A 16113-nucleotide genomic window follows, 5' to 3' on the forward strand; every position below is an offset into this window, starting at 1 on the left:
GAAAAAAAGCCGCGTGACGTAGCTCGACGGCGGATGCGAGGCTTGCACGCCTGGCGGCAACGCATCGTCGGGTACGCCGTTCAGATCTGCCAGGACCTTCTGCCGCTGCGCAGACGGCAACGCCACCAGCAATCGTTGGATCACCCCGATCTGCGCGGCTTCCACCGCTGCGGCATCGTCGATCCGCGGACGCTGGACGAACACCAGATAGATCGCGATCGTGCAAAGCTGACCCGCGACAATCAACGCAAACAGCAGCAGCATATTGCGTCCGAACAGCGAGCGCGGCCAGAGGCGCATCACGCTTCGATCTCCGCGATCAGCATGTAGCCGATCCCCCACACGGTGCGGATATGGCGCGGCGCCGACGCATCGTCCTCGACGAGTTGCCTCAAGCGCAGCACCTGCACGTCGACGCTGCGCGAATTCGCTTCGTAGCCGCGCCCGCGCGCACGCTCGATCAGATTGAGCCGGCTCACCGCGCGATTCGGCGTGCTCGCGAGCGCGCACAGCAGTCGCAGTTCGGCGAAACCCAGCGGCACGCGCTCGCTGTCGCGAAACAGTTCTTCGCGGCTCAGATCGAGCCGGAACGCGCCGAACCGCAACACACCCGCATCGGCTTCCGCGAGCAGTTCGCCGCGCAGCGTCCGCTCCTGCAGCAGGAAGCGCTGGCGACGCAGCATCGCGCGAATCCGCGCCGCCAGTTCGCTCGGGACGAACGGCTTCGCGAGATAGTCGTCGGCGCCCATCTCGAGACCGACGATCCGGTCGACCGGATCGCCGCGCGCAGTGAGCATCAGGATCGGAATCGTGTGGCCCTGCGCACGCAGCCGCTGACAGATCGACAGACCGTCTTCGCCTGGCATCATCACGTCGAGCACGAGCAGGTCGAACGAATGGCGTTCGAGACTGGATTCGAGCTGCGCGGCGTCGCGCACTGCCCTCACCTCGAAGCCCTGCGCCGTGAGAAAGCGCTGCAGCATGCCGCGAATCTCGGCTTCGTCGTCGAGCACGAGCAGCCGCCCTGGGCGGGTGTCGCGCGGCGAAGCAGACGCAGAAGAAGTCGACATGGCGGCGAGCGGTGCAGTCAAGGTAAGTCAGCGCGAGGACAGCGGTCCTCCCGTTCAGCTTAGCGCATGTGCTGCGCCGCGAACTGTTCGATTTGCGCAAGCGTGACGTAGCCAGCATGCGCGCTGTCGATTTCATCGAAATGCTCTGCAACGCGCGGCATGCCGGCCTGCGCTTCGGCACGCGTCAGCTTGCCGTCGTGGTCGACGTCGGCGGCGGCAAAACGCGCTTCGAGCTTCTGCTGCATCGCGGACTGCGCGAAGGCAGGCGACGCGACGAGCAGTGCCGCCACGACGATGTAAAAACGCTTCATTGAATTTCTCCTGTAGGACGAACCGTCGGCGATTCCATTCGACCCGACGCGGCGCCAGTCTAGGCGAGCCCCTCGCGCGACGCGTTTCGGACCGGTAACAATCGATGTCAACTTATGTCATGACGGCCGGCGAGGCCCGCGCAGCGCGGCGCTCGCGCCGTTGAAACGAGTCGACATAACTTTCCAACAGATTCGCGCGGCGTCTCATTCTACAGTGCGGGTCATCGCCACACGGCATCCCGACCGGTGCGGCGGACTCATGGAAGGACATCCGATGAAACATCACCCGCTACTCAAGCTCGCCGCCGCGACCGGCCTCGTCTGCGCCACCGTCCCGGCATTCGCCGGCGTCTTCGTCGGCGTCGGCGTCGGCATCGCGGCACCCTTCGCCGTCGTGCGGCCCGCACCGGTCTATGTCGCGCCGCCGCCGGCCGTCGTCGTCGCGGCACCGGTTACCGCAGTACCGGTCGCGGCTGTCCCGGTCATTGCGCCGGCGCCCGCCGCAGTGGTCGTGCAGCCGCGCGTCGTGTATGCCGCGCCGGTCGTCCCGCGCGTGTGGGTGCCGGGCCATTGGATCGGCGGCGTCTGGGTCCCGGCTCACTGGTCGTAACCGTCGATGCGCCCTTTCCCTCTTCTGCACCGGCTGCGCGCCGGCCGGCCTGCGACAGCAGCAACTGCCTCCACTGAGCGTGACGTCCGTTCGCCATGCAGGCGCGCCGCGCTCGCACTGTCGCTCGCTGTCGCGACGTTCGCCGCCACGGGGTGCGTATCGACCCCGACGCCGCCTCCGCCGCCGATCGCTGCCGCGCCGTTCCCGACGGAGGATCTGCCCGCGCAGTGCGTCGTGAGCTATGCCGCGCTGCTCGATCTTGCCGATCTGGCCAAACGCTACGGACATGCATCGAGCGTGTTCCTCGATGCACTGGGCAATCTGTCGGACAAGTTGAGCGACTGCCTCGCGCAAGCGGACAACCCGCACGCGCCGAGCCGCCAGCAGGAAGCCCTGACGCTGCATGCCGTCGCGGCCCGCTTGACCGGCGCACCCGATCCATCGCACGCCCCGGTTTCCATCCTGCACACGCCGCGCATCGACGCACCGAACCCACTCGTGAACGCCCTGTAAAACGCGTGGCCCTTGAAGAAACGTCGTACCGGATCCCACTCACGGCATCGCGATCCACCGCGAACCCGACCATGACACCCCTGCCCCTCTCCACGAAAATCGCGCATGGCCTGCGCCGCGCCTGCCGTCCCATTTACGCGACCGTTGCCGCCGTCCTCTTCGTCTGCGCGCTTGGCGGTTGCTCCACGTCGCCGGTCGACCACGTCGTGCAATATCAGCCTGCTCCGGCAACACGCCCCGACAAGGTCTACGTGTATCCCTTCGATATTGCTGCCGCGACGGTCCAGCCCGACCACGGGCGCATCACACAATTGACGTCCACGCTCCAGGGCCAAACCGAAGCATCGCGCGCAGCGACGCTCGCGGCTCAGGTGCAGGACGCGCTTGCGAACGAACTCGTGCGTCGGTTGCTGGCGCTCGGCCTGCAACCGATCCGCACAAACACCGCCCCCGCGCCCGGCGAAAACGTACTGCTGATCAAAGGCCATTTCGAAACCATCGACGCAGGCGACCGTACGCGTCGCGTCCTGATCGGTCTCGGTTCCGGCAAGAGCACGCTCGCGACGTCGGTGGAAATCTGGCATCAGTCCGCAGACGGCACCGCGCGACTGATTGAAACCTCGACGGTGGCGATCGATAGCGGCCGCATGCCCGGCATGGCGGAAACACTCGGCGTGGGTGCGGTGGCGGGCCATCTGGTGGAATCGGCCGCCGTGGGCGGCGTGCTGCACACCGGTGCCGAAACGACGCACACGCAATCAGCCGACGACGCGAAACGGATGGCCAGTGCGATCGCGAAATGGATCGGGGAGATTGGAGTACAGCAGGCTGGGTGATGAAGCAATGACCCAGGAAGCAATGACCAGAACAGGCACTCGACCAGGATCGTGGTTATCGCGACGGCACACCTCAAAAATCCGGCGCTTCTGCGAGGACGTAACTCAACCGATGCCCTGCTACCCTCCCGCAGCCATGCCCGAGGCTCCATCGGCCAATACATCGAGTTGTACAACCGGAAGCGACCTCATTCGAGCCTGGCGGATCGCACACCGGATGAGGCATACTTCGCGACGCTGCCTGCGATCAAATCGGCAGCATGACTGCCTCGGACGCTCCACTTAAAAATCTCAGAAAACTGTCCGAACGAGCGAGGCCACCTCTGCCCACGCCAAACTTTCCTGCGCCCAAGGTATTTCCGGTCAATATCTCAGCCGGCGATACGGTCGAAACCACGGTGTTTTTCTTGAAAACCTCCGCTGTCGAGGGGATACGAGGTTGACGCCCAATCCGAAAAGCAGCGGCATGCCGATACCGGGCGCCCATTAGGTATCGCCTAGCCCTCTCACCAGGGAGAATGAGCCAAATTTCACCTATTTACGCAAGCGTGTTCGGCTGCCATCGTGCTCGGCTTGCCATTCACTACCGTCACGAAACGTCACCTCAAGACCGGATGTGCAAACCTGCTGCTTGCGATAAATACTCTTGAACTAACCCGCTGACGCGGGAGGTGGTGGTTGGCTGACGGCATCGGCCCCGGGATCGATTGTGGGGGTTCTCCGTTCGAGTGCGACGATGGCAGTGCAGTTTGCTGTCCACGTCCCTTCCGAGCGGAGTCCACCATGACACCCCTACGTCGACGCATGATCGAGGATATGCGCGTGCGCAACCTCGCGGCCAATACCCAACGCGCTTACCTCCAGCAGGTGAAGGCCTTTGCCCAACACTTTGGGCGCTCTCCCGAGGTACTGGGCCCAGAGGAAGTCCGCGCCTGGCAAGTGCATCTGGTTGAAGTCCAGCGGCGCTCCCGCAGCACGCTGGTGGTGGCCACTGCGGCCTTGCGCTTCCTGTACACGATCACGCTCAAACGCGACTGGGCGGTCGACGAGATCCCCTTGTCGAAGGTGCCGCTCAAGCTGCCGGTGATCCTCAGTCAGGACGAGGTCACCCGGTTCCTCGAAGCAATCCGCAGCGTCAAGCATCGTACCGTACTGATGGCAGCCTACGCTGCCGGCCTGCGCATCTCCGAGGCCACGCGCCTAAAGGTCGGCGACATCGACAGCCAGCGCATGGCGCTACGGGTCGAACAGGGCAAGGGACACGCCGACCGCTACGTGATGCTCTCGCCACGGCTGCTGGAGATCCTGCGCAGTTACTGGTGCATCGGCCGGCCCCAGTACTGGCTGTTTCCCGGCCGCTTTCCCGACCAACCCGTCGGTGCCGATGTGGTACGACAGGCTTGCCAGCACGCCCGCCGTCGCGCCGGCATCAGCAAGCCCATCACGCCGCATTCGTTGCGCCATGCGTTTGCCACGCACCTGCTCGAATCCGGCACCGATGTGCGCACGATCCAGTTGCTGCTCGGTCATCGCAGCCTCGCCACGACCTCGCGCTATCTGAAGGTCGCAACCAGCACCGTCTGCGCGACGACGAGTCCGTTCGACCGACTGCCTCAACGATCGGCCACGCCCATCTGCCCCGAGCCTCCGCCCGCAAACGGCTGAGTGCGATCATGCGTGCCGCGCTGGAACTGGCGGACGTTCTGCGTCGCCACGGCCCAACCTATCGGGACGCGCATGCCGACTCGCTCAGCCGCGCGCAGCGTCGCGTCATGAGTGCGATCGAGCAATGTCGTACCGCAGCGCTGGGTGGCCACGTCGAACAGTGCGACACCTGCGGTCATCAGCGCATCGCCTATAACTCCTGTCGTAACCGGCACTGCCCGAAGTGTCAGTCGCTCGCCCGCGCGCAATGGCTCGACGACCGCCAGGCCGACCTGCTGCCCGTGCCGTACTTCCATGTCGTCTTCACCATCCCCGAACAGATCGCGTCGATCGCCTTCCAGAACAAGCGGGTGGTCTACGACATCCTGTTCCAGGCTACGGCCGAAACGCTGCATACGATCGCTGCCGATCCGCGCCATCTCGGCGCGACCCTCGGTTTCATCGCGATCCTGCACACGTGGGGACAGAATCTTGTGCATCATCCCCACCTACACTGCGTGGTCCCAGGCGGAGGGCTGGCTCCCGATGGCACTCGCTGGGTGGCCTGCAAGCCTGGTTTCTTCCTGCCCGTGCGGGTGCTGTCGCGTCTGTTCCGCCGCTTGTTCCTTGAACGGTTGCAGCATGCCTTCGATGTGGGCAACCTTCGGTTCTCCTCGTCGCTCGCTCACCTGGCTGAACGAGGCGAATTTGCTCGCTATCTTGCCGGTCCACGGCACGTCGAATGGGTGGTCTATGCGAAGGAGCCGTTCGGTGGCCCGCAGCAGGTCCTCGACTATCTCGGCCGCTACACCCATCGCGTAGCGATCTCCAACAACCGCCTCGTCGGCTTGACCCACGGGCATGTCACGTTCCGCTGGAAGGACTATCGTCACCCGGGCAGGCCGCGCGTGATGCGCCTTGACGCCCACGAGTTCATCCGGCGTTTCCTGCTGCATGTTCTGCCGCGCGGGCTGCAACGCATCCGTCACTACGGATTGCTCAGCAATCGACTGCGCGAGTCCCAGCTAGTCGTTTGCCGTAAGCTACTCGATGTCGCGCCGACCAGCGAAGCCCGCAGCGCGCATGAACCCGACTATCGGGACCGCTACGAGAAACTCTCCGGCCGCTCGCTTTACACGTGCCCCGTGTGCACGCGCGGGCGCATGCACTGCATCGATCGCCTGCTCCCCGGTGCAGCGCCGCGACCGCCACCGGCGAATCTCCGATGAATCCCAATTCGCTCGCCTACAACATCGGTTCCAGTACCTCCCGCTGGCGCCGTTGGACAGGCTCGACCAGACGTCACCCACCGCCGCCTGCCGCACCCTGCGGCACCTGTTCATCCCATGCGGTCTGTGGACATTCTTCCAGCAAGCCGCGTCGCGAACCCCTCGTCCCGGTGACTGCGAACGCCGTTGTCGGTCATCTCGCACGCGAGTGCCATGATCCAATGCCCATAGCCGCAACCGTCAGCGGAGCGGCTTAGCTCAAAGAATTTTTAGCGAAGCACAGCCGGCCCGAACGCCGTGCCCACTCGGGCTCAGTGCGCCGCCTGCGCTTCGCTAAAAATCCTCTGCATTAGGGTTACATATCCCCTCTTCCCTCTGTGGAGAAACGCTCCCTGATTACGGCGCGAAGAGGAAGCGTACGTTTTCTGTACTCGTGCCAAGCAATACCGACAAACGGTCACCCCATCGCCGCCATGCGTCGCGCATCTGCGCGTCATAGTCGAACTGCAGATAGATTCGATCAAGCGGATCATTGCGCGCGTGGTTCAGGCATCGATGCACGATGCTTTCTGGGATGCCCAGCGATTGCATCATCGTTGCGCACGTCCGACGCAAGTCATGACATTTCCATTGACCACCCGCGAGAGAAAGCGCATTCGTTGCTCTCGTTCGACCTTCGGTCGGCGCATCCTTCGGGCGTTGCCGATCATGGATCGCCTTGCAGGCCGTATGGATGCTAACGTGCGGCAGCCTGCCCTTTTCTGACGGGAACATGTATTCGCACCGTGAGTGGCCTTCGGGCACTCCGGCGTGCACCACTTGCTGCTCCGCGAACTGTGCAAGAGCGAAATTGGAGAGATGAATCGTGATCGCCGCATTCGACTTCGTATGTTCCTTTGGAATGGTCCACGTCCGTGCCTTGAAGTCAAGATCGGTCCATCTCGTCAGGACCGTTTCGCCGACGCGCGTTCCGCAAGCGAGCATCACCCATACCGCTGACGCAATGGAGCGAGGAAGCCGAGCAGCCGGAATCAGTTCACCGAGCGCGCAGATTTCGTCGTCCGTAAGAGTCCGATTACGTTCGTTGCCACGCACCGGGTCGTAATCGCCTGAAACGACATCCTCTTTCGCAAGCGCGAGCACATCGCAATCGATCAACAAGCGCTTCCACGGCTGATTACGCCCGCCCACCGGATCATTTGTTGGATGGTTACCAACATCTCAACCGCTTGCCGGTTGCATCCCACATCGGAAATCGCGGTAAGCAACGGCAGAACGTTCGACGCAAACACACCTGCGATCCTCTGTGCACGAAGGGTCGGCAGCACATGCTTTTCCATCGCACCTTGCAGCAACTTGCCGCCATCCTTTCGGCCTTTCTTTCCGCGCTTCTTATTGATGGTCGCGAACCACGCATCGAACAAGTCGCCGAACGTAAGGTCCGCCATCGCTGCTTTTTCAACCTTGGCCTGGCGTTCACGCTTCTTCGCTTCGAGATAGTCCACCCCGTCGCGCGCTTGTGAACGAATCGTCGCCGCTGCTGCGCGTGCATCCTCTAGTGACAACTGCGCATCTGTCGTCGAGCGTGCCCACGCCTTGCCGAGCGGCTTGTCGAACTGCTTGCCATTGATGCTGACCCGAACAAACCAGGTCTTCCCGCCGGCCGGACCGACGCCCAGGAACAGTCCACGCCCATCCGACAGGAAATACCGCTTTCCTGTCGCCCTTGCGGCTTCGATTTGCCTGACCTTCAGCGCACCCATGATCGCCCTCCATTGATTTCGTCATCAGGTCGGCTCGTGCATCCTAAGCAGAGCCTACCCCACACCACGAACACTAAAAAGACACTAAAAAGTCGCGGTTCGTGCGGGATTTCCGCGGAAGTTGACGGACCACCAACTCCCCGCAAACCCTTGTCAGATGGGGCTCTGACGGATTTCGGCGGAACTAGCAGGAACACCCGGAAAATCATCACATTTCTTTTAACTTTCCGTGAGGACTTCGACACCGGCCGCTATCTACGATGGGCGCATGTTTTCAGGACCTGCTTCCAGGAGCCCATCATGCCCACCCGCAGACATCTGCTGCTGTTCGCCGGCGCCACCGGCCTCGCCACGCTCGCGGCGCTGTCGTCGACCGGCCGCCGCGCGCTCGTCCGCCGCGCGTTCGCCGCGCCGCCCGCCGGCGCACCGGCGGCCGCCCCGTTCGAGGTGACGCTCAGCGACGCCGAATGGCACCGCCGGCTCACGCCCGCCCAGTACGCGATCCTGCGCGACGCCGGCACCGAGCGGCCGTACAGCAGCGCGCTGAACGATGAACACCGCTCCGGCACGTTCGCGTGCGCGGGCTGCGGCCTCGCGCTGTTCTCGTCGGCCGCCAAGTTCGACAGCCACACCGGCTGGCCGAGCTTCTGGAAACCGCTCGACCACGCGGTCGCGACCAACGCCGACACGTCGTTCGGAATGGTCCGCACCGAAGTGCACTGCCGCCGCTGCGGCGGCCATCTCGGCCACGTGTTCGACGACGGCCCGCCGCCCACCGGCCTGCGCTACTGCATGAACGGCCTGGCACTCGCCTTCCACCCGGCCGCCGCCTGACGGGCCGCCCCCTTCCTGAACGACCGGAGACTGCCCCATGCTGCTCATCGTCCTTGCCTATCTCGGCGGCGTGCTCACGATCCTGAGCCCGTGCATCCTGCCCGTGCTCCCGTTCGTGTTCGCCCGCGCCGACCAGCCGTTCGTGCGCACCGGCCTGCCGTTGCTGATCGGCATGGCGCTCACGTTCGCCGTCGTCGCGACGCTCGCTGCCGTCGGCGGCGGCTGGGTCGCGCAGGCCAACCAGGCCGGCCGCTGGCTCGCCATCGTGCTGCTCGCGGTGTTCGGCCTGACGCTGCTGCTGCCGCGCTTCGCCGAACAGCTGACGCGCCCGCTCGTCGCGGCCGGCAACCGGCTCACCGGCCTCGCGCAGCGCGACGGCCGCCCGGCCGGCCCGCTGTCGTCGCTGCTGCTCGGCGTCGCCACCGGCCTGCTGTGGGCGCCGTGTGCGGGCCCGATCCTCGGGCTCGTGCTGACCGGTGCCGCGCTGCGCGGCGCGAGCGTCGGCACGACGCTGCTGCTGGTCGCGTATGCGGCCGGCGCGGCGACGTCGCTCGCCATCGCGCTCGTGATCGGCGGCAAGGTGTTCGCCGCGATGAAGCGCTCGCTCGGCGCCGGCGAATGGATCCGGCGCGGGATCGGCGCGGCGCTGCTGGCCGGCGTCGGCGCGATCGCGCTCGGCCTCGATACGGGTGCGCTCGCGCAACTGTCGACCGTCACGACGGGCAGCCTCGAGACGAAGCTCGTCGACCGGCTCGGCGGGCGCGCGAATGGCGCGCCGGCGGCGATGTCCGCGACGGGCGATACCACCGGCGGCAACCGTGCCGCGGCAAGCGGCGCGATGATGGCCGCGACGTCCGAGGGTGGCCCGGCGGCCGGCGGCGCGATGATGCGCACGGCCGGCACGACGCCCGCGCCGCAGGCGCCGGCCGCACTGCCCGTCGAAGGCACGCTGCCGTCGCTCGACGGCGCCGTGCAGTGGCTGAATTCGCCGCCGCTGACCGCAGCCGGCCTGCGCGGCAAGGTCGTGCTCGTCGATTTCTGGACGTATTCGTGCATCAATTGCCTGCGCACGCTGCCGTACACGACCGCCTGGGCGCGCAAGTACGCGCCGTACGGGCTCGTCGTGATCGGCGTGCACGCACCGGAGTTCGCGTTCGAGCGCGACATCGGCAACGTGAAGAAGGCCGTGCACGACCTGGGCATCGACTTCCCGGTCGCGATCGACAACGGCTATGCGATCTGGCGCGCGTTCGGCAACGAATACTGGCCCGCGCACTACTTCGTCGACGCACAAGGGCGCATTCGCCACCACCACTTCGGCGAAGGCGAATACGCGCAGTCGGAACGCGCGATCCAGTCCCTGCTCGCCGAAGCCGGCCACCCGGAAGCGCTGAAGGTGCCGCTCGGGCTCGCCGGCGCGCCCGCGAAGGGCGCGCTCGCGGCGGCCGACAGCGCGGACGTCCGCTCGCCCGAAACCTATGTCGGCTATGCGCGCGCGGACGACTTCACGTCGCCGGGCGGCGTCGTGCGCGACGCGGCACACCGCTACGACGCGCCCGCGCACCCCGACCTGAACGACTGGGGCCTCGCCGGCACGTGGCAGGTCGGCGCCGAGCGCGCGACGCTCGCCGCGTCGGCCGGCCGGATCGTCTACCGCTTCCATGCACGCGACCTGCACCTCGTGCTCGGCCCGGGCGCGAACGGCAAGCCGGTGCGCTTTCGCGTGACGCTCGACGGCGCGGCGCCCGGCACGGCACATGGCGCGGACGTCGATGCGCAGGGTTACGGCACCGTCACCGGCCAACGCCTGTACCAGCTCGTCCGGCAGCCGGGCACGATCGCCGACCGCACGTTCGCGATCGAGTTTCTCGATCCCGGCGTCGATGCCTATGCGTTCACGTTTGGTTGAACGCGGACGCAGGTGCGGACACGGTTGCGCACGCCGTCACGCGCGCCGCCACCCGACCGCCTCATTCCGTCCCGCATTTCGAAGGAGCCACTCATGATCCCGACATCCACTCGCGATTCCGCACCGCGGCGGCGGGCGGCCATGCTGCGCCGCATCGGCGCGATCGCCATCGCGGCCGCCGCGGTGTTCGGCTACCAGCGCGTCGTCAGTTCCGCGGAACCGATGCGCACCGTGCCCGCGCCGACGCTCGACGAAACCCCGGGCGCGTCCCACGAGGAAACGGCCGTGCTCGCCGGCGGCTGCTTCTGGGGCGTGCAGGGCGTGTTCGAGCACGTGAAGGGCGTGAAGCAGGTCACGGCCGGCTACGCGGGCGGCGCATCCGAAACCGCGCACTACGCGCTGGTCGGCACCGGGCTGACGGGCCATGCGGAATCGGTGCGCATCGTCTACGACCCGGCGCAGGTCACGTACGGCCGGCTGCTGCAGGTGTTCTTCTCGGTCGCGCACGACCCGACCGAACTCAACCGCCAGGGGCCCGACGAAGGGACGCAATACCGGTCCGCGATCTTCCCGACCACCGCGCAGCAACGGGCCGTCGCGACCGCGTACATCGCGCAGCTCGGCACCGCGCACACGTACCCGGCGCCCGTCGTCACGCGCGTCGAGCCGTACAAGGGCTTCTATCCGGCGGAGGCGTATCACCAGAACTACCTCGAGCTGCATCCCGACGCGCCGTACATCGCGTTCAACGACCTGCCGAAGGTCGCCGGCCTGAAGCAGCGCTTCCCGGCGCTGTACCGCGCCGACGCGGTGCTGTGGCGCGACGCCGGCCTGTGAGGGACAGCCGGCGGCACGGCGGCCGGCCCGCGCCGCCGGCCGCGTTTGCGCTGCATCAACGCAACGCCCGCCGCCGCGACCGGGCAAACCCGCATCGCGTCGGTTTCGCGGGCCAACTTCGCGTAGACTTCTCCAGATAAGATCCCCGCCGCATCACGCGGCGCTCGGAACTCCCCAGCCAGGAGGCGTCACGCATGCGCGCAGTGCCGTTGTCTGACAGCAGTGCTCTCGAAGAAGAACCGTCCGGCGGCGCGGTCGTGCGCGACCTGCGCCGCGTGCCCATCCATCCCGACCACTGGTATCCGCTCGCGTGGTCGCGCGAACTCAAGCGCGGCAAGACGCTCGGCGTGCGCTTCGCCGGCGATCCGATCGTGCTCGTGCGCACCGAATCCGGCGCCGTGTATGCGCTCGAAGATCGTTGCGCACACCGCCAGGTGCCGCTGCATGCGGGCGTCGTGAGCGGCGAAACGCTACGCTGCTGCTACCACGGCTGGACCTACGCGTGCGACAGCGGCCGCTGCGTCGACGTGCCCTACCTCGGCCGCGAGCGCCTGCCCAACGGCGTGCGCGCGTATCCGTGCCGCGAGGCGCACGGGCTGATCTTCGTCTTCCCGGGCGACGCGACGCTCGCCGACGAGCGCCCGTTCCCCGCGCTCGAATCGGCGGACGACCGCGCGTACAAGACGCGCCGCTTCGGCCGCGAGGTCAAGTGCCACTACTCGTTCATGCACGAGAACCTGATGGACATGAACCATCAGTTCCTGCATCGCAAGCAGATGGGGCAGATGCGCGCGCGTTCGGTCGGCCGGCGCCGCGGCGACGACTGGGTCGAGGTCGACTACACGTTCGCACGCATGGAAGGCAAGCAGCCGGTCGGCGAGGCGCTCGTGTTCGGCGCGAGCAAGAAGCCGACCGACCAGGCCGACAAGAGCGTGATGACGGTCCGCACCGGTTACCCGTACCAGACGCTGCGGATCCGCTCGAGCGAAGGCACGCTCGTGATGGACCTGTGGATCGTCTACGTGCCGCTCGACGCGGAACAGCGCACCAACCGCACGTTCGGTCTCCTGTCGATCCACAAGCCCGGCATTCCGTTCGCACTCGATCTCGCGTGGCCGCTGCTCGTCTGGTTCACCGAGCGGATCTTCCGCGAGGATCGCTGGATCGTCGAGCGCGAACAGGAAGCGCACGACCGCCAGGGCGCCGACTGGAACCACGAGGTGTTTCCGGTCATCAACGAACTGCGCGACCTGCTGCGCCAGTGCGGCGCGCGCACCGTGATCCCGATCCGCGACGTGCGCGACGGCGCGTGATGCGTGCGGCTTGCCGCGGCGCGCTCCGCTACAGGCTGAACGCGCCCGGCAGCAACGCGCGGGCCGTCGTGACCTCGACGGCCCCTTTCAGGTTGGCCAGGATCACTTCGATGTCGGGCTTGCCGATCTCGATGATCACCTGACGGCACGCGCCGCACGGCGCGATCGGGCCGTCCGTGTCGCCGACCACCGCGAGCCGCGCGAAGTCGCCCGGACGATAGCCGGCGGCGATCGCCGCGAACATCGCCGTGCGTTCCGCGCAATTGCACAGTCCGTAGGACGCGTTCTCGACGTTGCAGCCGTGAAAGATCGTCCCGTCGCGCGCCTGCAGCGCCGCGCCGACCATGAAGCGCGAATACGGCGCATACGCGCGTTCGCGCGCCGCCTTGGCCTGTTCGATCAGTTCGTCTCGTTCCATCTCGATGGTGCCTCCGGTCGTGGGCCGGGATGCATCGACACGGCGCATCCCGGCCGTCACGATACTCCCGTCGTGTGAAGCGGGCGCCGATACCCGCACGTTGCGCCGTGCCGGCATCGGCGCCCGGTCAGCCGATCTGCTCGTAAAGGGTCGGCGGCGCCTCGCCCGTCTCGCCCAGCACGTAGCTTTGCCGGACCTCGTCCACGGCCCGTGCCGCGGCCGCGTCGTCGCGGGCGTGCACGTAGCCGAGCGGTTCGCCGGCCTCGACGCGCTGTCCGATCTCCGCGAGTGCCGACAGCCCGACACGGGTGTCGATCGCATCCTCCGCGCGCGTGCGGCCGCCGCCGAGCGCGACGACCGCGAGCCCGAGCGCGCGGCAATCGACACGCTGCACCACGCCACTCGCGGGCGCGGGAACCGGCACGATCACATCCGACCGCGCAAGATGACGCCCGGGCGCATCGATCAGGTCGGCGGGGCCGCCGAGCGTCGCCACCATTCTCGCGAAGCGTTCCGCCGCCGCGCCCGAGTCGAGCGCCTGCTGCAGCATCGTGCGCGCCTGGGCGACATCGCGTGCCAGCCCGCTGGTGACGAGCAACTGCGCCGACAGCGCCACCGTGACGTCATGCAGGCGCGCCGGCCGCGACTTGCCCGTCAGGTAGTCGATCGCGCACGCCACTTCGAGCGCATTGCCCGCGCACGGCGCGAGCGACTGGTTCATGTCGGTCAGGATCGCGGTCGTCTTCATGCCTGCGCCGTTGCCGACGTCGACGATGCTGCGCGCCAGCTCGGCCGATTTCCCGGCAGTCGGCATGAACGCGCCCGAGCCGACCTTGACGTCCATCACGAGCCCGTCGAGCCCCGCCGCGAGCTTCTTCGACAGGATCGACGCGGTGATCATCGCGACCGACTCGACGGTCGCCGTCACGTCGCGAATCCCGTAGATGCGCTTGTCGGCCGGCGCGAGCCGCGCGGTCTGCCCGATGATCGCGACGCCGACGTCGCGCACCGTACGCCGAAACGCGTCCGTGTCCGGCGTCACGTCGTAGCCGGGGATCGCGCCGAGCTTGTCGAGCGTGCCGCCGGTATGGCCGAGCCCGCGCCCGGAGATCATCGGCACATAACCGCCGCATGCGGCGACCATCGGCCCGAGCATCAGCGACACGACATCGCCGACGCCCCCCGTCGAATGCTTGTCGATCACGGGTCCGTCGAGATCGAGCGCGCGCCAGTCGAGCACGTCGCCCGAGTCGCGCTGCGCGATCGTCAGCGCGACGCGCTCGTCGACGCTCAGGTCGTTGAAGTACACGGCCATCGCGAACGCTGCCACCTGGCCCTCGGTCACGCTGCCGTCGGTCACGCCGCGCACGAACGCGGCAATCCCGTCGCGATCGAGCGGCTGGCGGTCGCGCTTCCGGCGAATGAATTCCTGCGGTAGAAACATCGCTGCGTCTCCTCGATCGCTCGATGACCGCTGCACGGCTCAGTGCAGCGAAAAGAACAGGCCGGCAATCGCCGCGCTCATCAGGTTCGACAGGGTCGCGGCCGTCAGCGCACGCAAGCCGTGCCGCGCGACTTCCGAGCGGCGCTCGGGCGCGACCGCGCTGAAGCCGCCCGCGAGAATGGCGATCGACGAGAAGTTCGCGAAGCCGCACAGCGCGAACGACACGATCGCGAGCGTCTTCGGGTCCAGCACCTGCAGGCCGGCCGCCGCGACGTGCTCGCCGCCCCTCAGATACGGCGACAGGTCGCCGTACGCGACGAACTCGTTGAAGATCAGCTTCTCGCCGATGAAGTTGCCGGCCAGCGCCGCGTCGTGCCACGGCACGCCGATGATCCATGCCAGCGGCGCGAACAGATGGCCGATGATGCCCAGCAGCGTCACCTGCGGAAAGCCTGCCAGCGCGGCCACGCTGGCGACCATGAGATTCATCAGCGCGATGAGCCCCACGAACGCGATCAGCATCGCACCGACATTGATCGCGATCCGCAGGCCCACCGACGCGCCGGACGCCGCCGCCTCGATCACGTTGGCGGCCCGCTTGTCGTCGAAATCGAGCCCGTCGACCACGACGCGGCTCGGCTCCACGGTCGGAAACAGCAGCTTGCCGAACAGCAGCCCGCCCGGCACCGCCATGAACGATGCGGCGAGCAGGTACTCCATCTTCACGCCGAGGCCAGCGTAGCCGACCAGCACCGAGCCCGCGACCGACGCCATGCCGCTCGCCATCACCGTGAAGATCTCGGCGCTCGTCATGTTCCGCGCGAACGGCTTCACGAGCGCGGGCATCTCGCTCTGCCCGAGAAAGATCGTCGCGACGGCCGAGCATGCCTCGATGCGGCTCACGCCGAGCATTTTCGCGAGCCCCGCGCCGAGGATCGCGACGATCCACTTCATCACGCCGACGTAGTACAGCACCGCGATCAGCGCGGTGACGAAGATGATCATCGGCAGCACGCGCAGGCCGAACACGAACCCGCCGTCGCCGAACAGCTGGAACATCCGGGCATCGACCAGCCCGCCGAACACGAACGCGATGCCGTGATTGCCCATGTCGAGCACGCGATTGACACCGTTCGCGGCCGCCGCCAGCGCCGCGCGGCCCGACGGCACGAACAGCACCAGCGCGCCGATCGCGAACTGCGTGAGCAGCGCGGCGATCAGGGTCCGGCCGCGCACCGCGCGCCGGTTGTTCGACAGCAGATAGGCCACCAGCAGCAGGAACAGCATACCCAGGAGACTGCGCAGAATATCCACCTTGTGCTCCTTTCTCTCGATGTTATTGAATGGCCGGGGCGCGCCCGCCGCGCGCCCTTGTGATGCCC

At 66.8% G+C, this 16113-nt stretch carries 17 protein-coding genes and 1 pseudogene; 10 read left to right on the forward strand and 8 right to left on the reverse strand.

Annotated features, from left to right (window positions below; translation table 11 throughout):
* From U5771_RS32345 to U5771_RS32355, 3 genes and pseudogenes are all read right to left on the reverse strand, one after another.
* Window positions 1-303 (reverse strand): annotated as a pseudogene (locus tag U5771_RS32345) (two-component sensor histidine kinase); the annotation flags it as partial.
* The gene (locus U5771_RS32350) at window positions 300-1070 is read right to left on the reverse strand and encodes a response regulator (RefSeq protein WP_322027701.1); all 771 of its coding nucleotides are present in this window, start codon (window positions 1068-1070) and stop codon (window positions 300-302) included. The gene U5771_RS32350 and the pseudogene U5771_RS32345, both read right to left, overlap by 4 nt.
* A 59-nt stretch (window positions 1071-1129) precedes the next feature.
* Window positions 1130-1381, reverse strand: a complete 252-nt coding sequence (locus U5771_RS32355; protein ID WP_322027702.1) for an EF-hand domain-containing protein — start codon at window positions 1379-1381, stop codon at window positions 1130-1132.
* A gap of 274 nt (window positions 1382-1655) precedes the next feature.
* Between U5771_RS32355 and U5771_RS32360 the strand changes: the two genes are divergently transcribed.
* The 6 genes from U5771_RS32360 to U5771_RS32385 all read left to right on the forward strand — a co-directional run bounded on the left by U5771_RS32360 (window position 1656) and on the right by U5771_RS32385 (window position 6213).
* Window positions 1656-1991, forward strand: a complete 336-nt coding sequence (locus tag U5771_RS32360) for a hypothetical protein (RefSeq protein ID WP_322027703.1) — start codon at window positions 1656-1658, stop codon at window positions 1989-1991.
* A gap of 234 nt (window positions 1992-2225) precedes the next feature.
* The gene (locus tag U5771_RS32365) at window positions 2226-2504 is read left to right on the forward strand and encodes a hypothetical protein (RefSeq protein WP_322027704.1); all 279 of its coding nucleotides are present in this window, start codon (window positions 2226-2228) and stop codon (window positions 2502-2504) included.
* Between the two features lie 71 nt (window positions 2505-2575).
* Window positions 2576-3340 carry a DUF4410 domain-containing protein gene (locus tag U5771_RS32370; RefSeq protein WP_322027705.1) on the forward strand — a complete coding sequence of 255 codons (765 nt, stop codon included), beginning with the start codon at window positions 2576-2578 and terminating at the stop codon, window positions 3338-3340.
* Between the two features lie 51 nt (window positions 3341-3391).
* On the forward strand, window positions 3392-3604 hold the full coding sequence (locus U5771_RS35660) for an integrase core domain-containing protein (RefSeq protein ID WP_415859458.1): 213 nt from the start codon (window positions 3392-3394) through the stop codon (window positions 3602-3604).
* Window positions 3605-4123: 519 nt separating this feature from the next.
* A complete protein-coding gene (locus U5771_RS32380) occupies window positions 4124-5005 on the forward strand; it encodes a site-specific integrase (protein WP_322027706.1) in 882 nt (293 codons plus the stop codon).
* An 8-nt stretch (window positions 5006-5013) separates the two neighbouring features.
* On the forward strand, window positions 5014-6213 hold the full coding sequence (locus tag U5771_RS32385) for an IS91 family transposase (protein WP_321874682.1): 1200 nt from the start codon (window positions 5014-5016) through the stop codon (window positions 6211-6213).
* A gap of 396 nt (window positions 6214-6609) precedes the next feature.
* Here the strand turns inward: U5771_RS32385 and U5771_RS32390 are convergent, their stop codons facing one another.
* Both U5771_RS32390 and U5771_RS32395 read right to left on the reverse strand, forming a co-directional pair.
* Window positions 6610-7371 carry a site-specific integrase gene (locus U5771_RS32390; protein WP_322027707.1) on the reverse strand — a complete coding sequence of 254 codons (762 nt, stop codon included), beginning with the start codon at window positions 7369-7371 and terminating at the stop codon, window positions 6610-6612.
* On the reverse strand, window positions 7368-7976 hold the full coding sequence (locus U5771_RS32395; RefSeq protein ID WP_322027708.1) for an Arm DNA-binding domain-containing protein: 609 nt from the start codon (window positions 7974-7976) through the stop codon (window positions 7368-7370). Before U5771_RS32395 ends, U5771_RS32390 begins: the two co-directional genes overlap by 4 nt.
* 300 nt (window positions 7977-8276) lie before the next feature.
* Between U5771_RS32395 and msrB the strand changes: the two genes are divergently transcribed.
* The 4 genes from msrB to U5771_RS32415 all read left to right on the forward strand — a co-directional run bounded on the left by msrB (window position 8277) and on the right by U5771_RS32415 (window position 12869).
* Window positions 8277-8810, forward strand: a complete 534-nt coding sequence (msrB, locus tag U5771_RS32400) for a peptide-methionine (R)-S-oxide reductase MsrB (RefSeq protein ID WP_322027709.1) — start codon at window positions 8277-8279, stop codon at window positions 8808-8810.
* Between the two features lie 37 nt (window positions 8811-8847).
* Window positions 8848-10719, forward strand: coding sequence for a cytochrome c biogenesis protein DipZ (locus tag U5771_RS32405; RefSeq protein ID WP_322027710.1), 1872 nt, complete (start codon window positions 8848-8850; stop codon window positions 10717-10719).
* A gap of 93 nt (window positions 10720-10812) precedes the next feature.
* The gene (msrA, locus tag U5771_RS32410) at window positions 10813-11556 is read left to right on the forward strand and encodes a peptide-methionine (S)-S-oxide reductase MsrA (protein ID WP_322027711.1); all 744 of its coding nucleotides are present in this window, start codon (window positions 10813-10815) and stop codon (window positions 11554-11556) included.
* Window positions 11557-11750: 194 nt separating this feature from the next.
* Window positions 11751-12869: an aromatic ring-hydroxylating dioxygenase subunit alpha gene (locus tag U5771_RS32415; protein ID WP_322027712.1), complete on the forward strand. Its 1119-nt coding sequence runs from the start codon at window positions 11751-11753 to the stop codon at window positions 12867-12869.
* A gap of 28 nt (window positions 12870-12897) precedes the next feature.
* Here U5771_RS32415 and U5771_RS32420 read toward each other — a convergent pair whose 3' ends face one another.
* From U5771_RS32420 to U5771_RS32430, 3 genes are all read right to left on the reverse strand, one after another.
* Complete coding sequence (locus tag U5771_RS32420; RefSeq protein WP_322027713.1) at window positions 12898-13287, reverse strand: cytidine deaminase; 390 nt, start codon at window positions 13285-13287, stop codon at window positions 12898-12900.
* Window positions 13288-13414: 127 nt separating this feature from the next.
* A complete protein-coding gene (gene deoA, locus U5771_RS32425) occupies window positions 13415-14731 on the reverse strand; it encodes a thymidine phosphorylase (RefSeq protein WP_322027714.1) in 1317 nt (438 codons plus the stop codon).
* A 39-nt stretch (window positions 14732-14770) separates the two neighbouring features.
* The gene (locus U5771_RS32430; RefSeq protein WP_322027715.1) at window positions 14771-16045 is read right to left on the reverse strand and encodes a NupC/NupG family nucleoside CNT transporter; all 1275 of its coding nucleotides are present in this window, start codon (window positions 16043-16045) and stop codon (window positions 14771-14773) included.
* Between the last annotated feature and the right edge of the window lie 68 nt (window positions 16046-16113).

Origin of the sequence: Burkholderia sp. BCC1977, from assembly GCF_905339595.1 — a bacterium.
Lineage (GTDB): Bacteria > Pseudomonadota > Gammaproteobacteria > Burkholderiales > Burkholderiaceae > Burkholderia.

What these genes read in the sequence shown, in the direction of transcription:
- U5771_RS32350 (WP_322027701.1), bottom strand. Translation starts at nt 1,070, where the DNA reads ATGTCGACTTCTTCTGCGTCTGCTTCGCCGCGCGACACCCGCCCAGGG.
- U5771_RS32355 (WP_322027702.1), bottom strand. Translation starts at nt 1,381, where the DNA reads ATGAAGCGTTTTTACATCGTCGTGGCGGCACTGCTCGTCGCGTCGCCT.
- U5771_RS32360 (WP_322027703.1), top strand. Translation starts at nt 1,656, where the DNA reads ATGAAACATCACCCGCTACTCAAGCTCGCCGCCGCGACCGGCCTCGTC.
- U5771_RS32370 (WP_322027705.1), top strand. Translation starts at nt 2,576, where the DNA reads ATGACACCCCTGCCCCTCTCCACGAAAATCGCGCATGGCCTGCGCCGC.
- U5771_RS32380 (WP_322027706.1), top strand. Translation starts at nt 4,124, where the DNA reads ATGACACCCCTACGTCGACGCATGATCGAGGATATGCGCGTGCGCAAC.
- U5771_RS32385 (WP_321874682.1), top strand. Translation starts at nt 5,014, where the DNA reads ATGCGTGCCGCGCTGGAACTGGCGGACGTTCTGCGTCGCCACGGCCCA.
- U5771_RS32395 (WP_322027708.1), bottom strand. Translation starts at nt 7,976, where the DNA reads ATGGGTGCGCTGAAGGTCAGGCAAATCGAAGCCGCAAGGGCGACAGGA.
- msrB (WP_322027709.1), top strand. Translation starts at nt 8,277, where the DNA reads ATGCCCACCCGCAGACATCTGCTGCTGTTCGCCGGCGCCACCGGCCTC.
- U5771_RS32405 (WP_322027710.1), top strand. Translation starts at nt 8,848, where the DNA reads ATGCTGCTCATCGTCCTTGCCTATCTCGGCGGCGTGCTCACGATCCTG.
- msrA (WP_322027711.1), top strand. Translation starts at nt 10,813, where the DNA reads ATGATCCCGACATCCACTCGCGATTCCGCACCGCGGCGGCGGGCGGCC.
- U5771_RS32415 (WP_322027712.1), top strand. Translation starts at nt 11,751, where the DNA reads ATGCGCGCAGTGCCGTTGTCTGACAGCAGTGCTCTCGAAGAAGAACCG.
- U5771_RS32420 (WP_322027713.1), bottom strand. Translation starts at nt 13,287, where the DNA reads ATGGAACGAGACGAACTGATCGAACAGGCCAAGGCGGCGCGCGAACGC.
- deoA (WP_322027714.1), bottom strand. Translation starts at nt 14,731, where the DNA reads ATGTTTCTACCGCAGGAATTCATTCGCCGGAAGCGCGACCGCCAGCCG.